Here is a 5,564-nt window from a genome sequence, read left to right as displayed (position 1 = left end):
TCTACTGACATCACTGCTTTTGTTTTAGTATTTCCACCTATTGATGAGGACGATAAATACAGTATACTCCCCTACTTTTGGATACCAGAAGAAAATATCGATCTTCGAGTTAGAAGAGATCATGTTAATTATGATTTATGGGAAAAGCAAGGTTTTATTAAAACCACCGATGGCAATGTTGTTCACTACGGTTTTATAGAGAATTTTATTGAGGAACTAGGTATGGATTATAACATTAGAGAAATCGCCTTTGACCGCTGGGGTGCTGTTCAGATGACTCAAAACTTAGAAGGTATGGGTTTTACAGTTGTTCCCTTTGGTCAGGGTTTTAAAGATATGAGTCCTCCAACAAAAGAATTAATGAAACTTACCTTAGAAGAAAAATTAGCCCATGGTGGCCATCCTGTCCTTCGTTGGATGATGGATAATATATTTGTTAGAACTGATCCTGCTGGAAACATTAAGCCTGACAAAGAAAAGTCTAGTGAAAAGATTGATGGTGCTGTTGCCACTATAATGGCACTTGATAGGGCTTTGAGAAATGACGGTGTAAGCACAGGTAGTGTATATGATGAAAGAGGGATATTGGTCTTTTAATCTTGCAAATAATATGCTATACTGGATTTGCTAGAAAGTATTAGAGTATATGACTACTTTATTATTTTCTTTAGATAATAATATAATGAAAGGATGAACTATAGAAATAATGAACAAATAATCCATGACTATATAAAGAAAACAAAATATATTGGGCTTAAAAATTTCAACCTGATATATTTGTGTCTATTTTTAGTATGAGTGGATAGTTTGTTTAAATGGTGCATTTATGTATAATTTTATAGTTTGTCTATAGATATACTATCCTCTCTGTTTTAAAAGGAGGATTTTTTATGTTAAAAATTAATATGAAAAAAATAAAAAAATATTATGGGACTAGATTACTTTTAGACATTGAAGATTTAAAGATATATGAAAATGATAGGATTGGAATAATAGGTGTAAATGGAGCAGGAAAAACTACATTATTAGAGATTATTAATAAAAACATTGATTACGAGAGTGGTGAATTGTTTTTAAATAAGAATGTGGATATCAAATATATTCCACAATTAGGGGAACCAAACAGAAAAATAATAAGCGGGAAATACGCCTCTATATTTCAAGTTGAAAACAAGTGGGACAGCAATATGAGTGGAGGAGAAAAAACTAGATTCAAATTAGCAGAGGGATTTGAAAGTACTTGCAATTTGCTGTTGGTAGATGAACCAACAAATAATTTGGATATTGACGGAATCAATTTAGTTGTAAATAACTTCAAAGCATATAAAGGGACCCTTTTAGTAGTATCACATGATAGAAATTTTTTAGATACAGTATGTAACAAAATATTAGAAATAGAAAATGGTAAATGTAAAATTTATAATGGGAATTATAGTAAGTATCTTGAGTTAAAAGAAATGGAAGATACGAGAAAGGAATTTGAATACAAGGAATTTATTAAGGAGAAAAGTAGACTTACTAATCTTAAAAGGGATGTAGAGAATAAATCTGCTAAAGTAAAAACCACGCCAAGTAGAATGGGCAATTCCGAGGCACGACTCCATAAGATGGGCGGGCAGACTAATAAAGCAAATCTAGATAAGTTTGCAAAGTCAGTAGCAAAAAGGATAGAGCACTTAGAAAAAAAAGAAAGACCTGTAGAGCAAGAGCTAATTAAAATAAGCATATTAGAATCTACTAAACCCCATAGTAAACTATTAATATCAGGAAATAACCTTAATAAATCTTATGGGAAAAAAGTAATATTTGATAACGCAGATTTTAATATTAATAATGGTAAAAAAGTTGCTCTCCTAGGGCCAAATGGTAGCGGGAAAACTACCTTAATCAATATGATATTAAATGAGGAAGGCATAGACATAAGTAAAAATGTTAGAATAGGTTACTTCAGTCAATCCATGGATATTTTAGATGAAGAAAAGACCATATTAGAAAACGTAATGGAAAAAAGTATTCATGATGAAAAGTTGGCACGACTAATTTTAGCTAGATTGCTGATAAAAGGTAATAAGGTTTATGAAAAATTAAAGATTTTAAGTGGAGGGGAAAGAGTAAAAGTTTCATTTGCTAAAATGATTTTGGAGGATATAAATTTGTTAATACTAGATGAGCCAACAAACTATCTAGATATAAACAGCTTAGAAGTAATAGAAAATTTGCTTAAAGATTATGATGGCACAATACTATTAGTATCTCATGATATAAGATTTATTAAAAACATAGCTGAAGAATTATTAATAATAGAGAATAATAAAATAAAACATTTTATGGGAAATTACGATGAATATATAAGAAATAAAAACAAGCAGAAACTAAATATCAGGGAAAAAAATATTAAGGAAAAGATAATGATATTAGAAAATCAAATTTCTTCTTTGATTGGCGAGATTTCAACTGAAGAAAATGAAGAGAGAAAAACTGAATTAGATGAGCAGTATAATTTAAAATTAAAAGAATTAGTAAATTTAAAACGTGAAATCTAAGTAAAGTTATAGTTAGGTTGAATTTTTAAACTTGGTATACTTATCTTAGCAATATTAGTAGTTACACATAAGTGATAATATGCGTAACAATTTTTAATAAATTGTAATTTGAACGGAGTGATTATATGGTGAATAAAACTGACGCTATTGAAATAATAACATGGGCCGAAGAAAATGAAATTAGTATTTGGATAGATGGTGGTTGGGGTGTAGATGCCCTATTGAAAGAAGAAACTAGAGCACACAATGATATTGATTTATTTGTGGAGGAAAGCGACGGCAAAAAGTTTATTAGTATATTAAAGAAAAAAGGCTTTGTTAAAATTGTTGAATCATATACAACAGAATCACACACGGTTTGGAAGGATACTAAAGGTAGGATAATTGATCTTCATATATTCAAATTTAATGAACAGGGATACATTGTTTTTGAAGGAGAAGAATATCCACCAAATGTGTTTAGTGGTATTGGGGAAATAGGTAATAAAGAGGTAAAGTGCATTGACGCTGAAAATCAAGTGCTATTTCACTTGGGCTATGAGCATGATGAAAATGATATACATGATGTGAAACTTTTATGTGAAAGATTTGGTATTCCTATTCCGAGAGAGTACAATTAATTAACAACCACTAAATTATATAAGCAGAAATTTTATTATAGTTATGTTATACATTTATATTATGCGACATAACTTAAGAAAATAAAACACTATAAAGCATCTCAAAAGCGAGGTGCTTTTTTCATGCCCAATTTTAGGAGGTGATCATATAAATATATTTTCAAGATTATTTAAATCAAGGGCTGAACCAAAGAATAGCTTATTCGGTTCTACTTACAGTTTCTTCTTTGGCTCTACTAGTAGTGGGAAAACAGTAAACGAAAGAACAGCTATGCAAACCACAGCTGTATATGCCTGTGTTAGAATACTTGCTGAAACAATAGCCTCTCTCCCACTCCACACTTATATGAATACTGAAAGTGGAAAGGAAAAAGCAAGGGACCATCCAATATATTATCTTCTTTCAGATTCCCCTAACCCTGAGATGACCTCATTTGTGTTTAGAGAAACACTTATGGGTCATCTTTTATTATGGGGAAATTCCTACTCTCAGATAATAAGAAATGGGCATGGAAAAGTAGTGGCCTTATATCCTTTGCTTCCAGACAAGATGAAGGTTGGAAGAAGTGAAAATGGAGAAATTTATTATCTCTATACTAGCGAAGGAAAGGAATATTTATTAAGAAATACAGAGGTCCTTCACATACCAGGCCTTGGGTTTGACGGTCTTATTGGATACTCCCCCATTGCCATGGCTAAGAATGCAATTGGCATGGCTCTAGCAACAGAAGAATACGGAGCTAAGTTCTTCTCAAATGGTGCAAATCCTGGCGGTGTTCTAGAACATCCTGGTGTTGTAAAAGACCCTCATAGAATTAGGGATAGCTGGAATCAAGTGTATCAAGGAACATCCAATGCCCATAGAGTTGCCGTTCTTGAAGAAGGTATGAAGTTCTCTCCTATCGGTATACCGCCAGAACAGGCACAGTTTTTAGAAACAAGGAAATATCAAACTGAGGAAATTTGTCGAATATTTAGAGTCCCTCCCCATTTAGTCGGTGATTTAGAAAGAGCTACTTTTTCAAATATTGAACATCAATCTATAAGCTTTGTAGTTCATACTATAAGGCCTTGGCTTGTTAGAATAGAGCAATCTATTAATAAAGCCTTGTTTTCTGAGGAGGAAAGACACAAATACTTTGTTAGTTTCTTAGTTGAAGGCCTTCTTCGAGGGGACTATGAATCAAGAATGAGAGGTTATTCTATCGGCATTCAAAATGGATTTATGTCTCCTAACGATGTAAGGAGTTTAGAAAACATGAACCCTATACCCTCTGATGAAGGTGGAAACACATACATGGTCAATGGCAATATGCTAAAGCTTAAAGATGTTGGTGCTTATGCGAATAAAAACACTGGAGGTGATGAAAATAAAGAAGTTTTGGAACTGGATAAAGAATGATGATGAAAGGACTTTATTTTTAAATGGTGTGATATCTGATGAAACTTGGTATGGAGATGAAATCACACCTAAACTATTTAAAGATGAGTTAAATAGTGAATCTGGAGATATTGTTGTTTGGATTAATTCCCCTGGTGGCGACTGCATTGCTGCTAGTCAAATCTACAATATGTTAATGGATTATAAAGGCAACGTCACAGTTAAGATTGATGGAATTGCAGCTAGTGCGGCATCCGTTATTGCTATGGCTGGTACTGAAGTACAAATTTCACCTACAGGTCTAATGATGATCCATAATCCGTTGACTATTGCCTTTGGCGATGCAAGTGAAATGGAAAAAGCCAAAGCAATGCTATCAGAAGTTAAAGAAAGCATCATTAATGCTTATGAGTTAAAAACTAGCATACCAAGGAATGAGCTCTCTCATCTTATGGATGAGGAAACCTGGTTCAATGCTAGAAAGGCTGTGGACTTGGGGTTTGCAGATAAAATAATGTTTGCACAGGGTGATGAAGATAAAAACCTAGAAGGATTAGCTTTCAGTAATATGGTAGCTGTCAATTCTATATTAAGTAAACTACCCAAAAAGGAAAAGCCACCTGCTGGTACTTCCTATAAAGAACTAAGTACACGATTAAATCTAATTAAATAAATGGAGGTATATTCAATGAATAAAATATTAGAATTAAGAGAAAAAAGAGCGAAGCTTTGGGAAAGTGCCAAAGCTTTTTTAGATGCAAGAAGAGATGACAAAGGGCTTGTTTCAGCTGAAGATACTGCTACCTATGAAAGAATGGAACAAGATGTAGTTGATTTAGGTAAAGAGATAGACAGGTTAGAAAAACAAGCCGTTCTCGATTTAGAACTATCAAAGCCTACTTCCACTCCCCTCTCTAATAAACCTAACAATGGTATGGGGGAAACGAAAGAAGGTCGTGCATCTGATGAGTATAAGAAAGCCTTCTGGAATGTTATGAGAACCAAAAATCCAAAGTCAGA

6 protein-coding genes are annotated in these 5,564 nt (G+C 32.9%); all 6 read left to right on the top strand.

Features of this window, described 5'->3' with window-relative positions:
• On the top strand, positions 1–597 hold a 597-nt coding region (locus tag VK071_13670; GenBank protein ID HLR36363.1), incomplete at its 5' end, for a terminase TerL endonuclease subunit.
• Between the two features lie 293 nt (positions 598–890).
• The gene (abc-f, locus tag VK071_13665; protein HLR36362.1) at positions 891–2,543 is read left to right on the top strand and encodes an ABC-F type ribosomal protection protein; all 1,653 of its coding nucleotides are present in this window, start codon (positions 891–893) and stop codon (positions 2,541–2,543) included.
• Positions 2,544–2,668: 125 nt separating this feature from the next.
• Positions 2,669–3,163 carry a nucleotidyltransferase family protein gene (locus tag VK071_13660; protein HLR36361.1) on the top strand — a complete coding sequence of 165 codons (495 nt, stop codon included), beginning with the start codon at positions 2,669–2,671 and terminating at the stop codon, positions 3,161–3,163.
• 112 nt (positions 3,164–3,275) lie between these two features.
• The gene (locus VK071_13655) at positions 3,276–4,565 is read left to right on the top strand and encodes a phage portal protein (GenBank protein ID HLR36360.1); all 1,290 of its coding nucleotides are present in this window, start codon (positions 3,276–3,278) and stop codon (positions 4,563–4,565) included.
• On the top strand, positions 4,534–5,217 hold the full coding sequence (locus VK071_13650; GenBank protein HLR36359.1) for a head maturation protease, ClpP-related: 684 nt from the start codon (positions 4,534–4,536) through the stop codon (positions 5,215–5,217). The genes VK071_13655 and VK071_13650 overlap by 32 nt, the downstream gene beginning before the upstream one ends.
• A 15-nt stretch (positions 5,218–5,232) precedes the next feature.
• The coding region (locus VK071_13645; protein HLR36358.1) for a phage major capsid protein at positions 5,233–5,564 on the top strand (332 nt) is incomplete at its 3' end.

The organism is Tissierellales bacterium (assembly GCA_035301805.1).
GTDB lineage: Bacteria > Bacillota > Clostridia > Tissierellales > DATGTQ01 > DATGTQ01.
Note: the sequence above shows the minus strand (reverse complement) of the source record. Positions and strands in the feature narration are given on the sequence as shown.

Excerpts from the sequence above, each read along its gene's own strand:
- abc-f (HLR36362.1), top strand. The coding sequence starts at position 891 with ATGTTAAAAATTAATATGAAAAAAATAAAAAAATATTATGGGACTAGA.
- VK071_13660 (HLR36361.1), top strand. The coding sequence starts at position 2,669 with ATGGTGAATAAAACTGACGCTATTGAAATAATAACATGGGCCGAAGAA.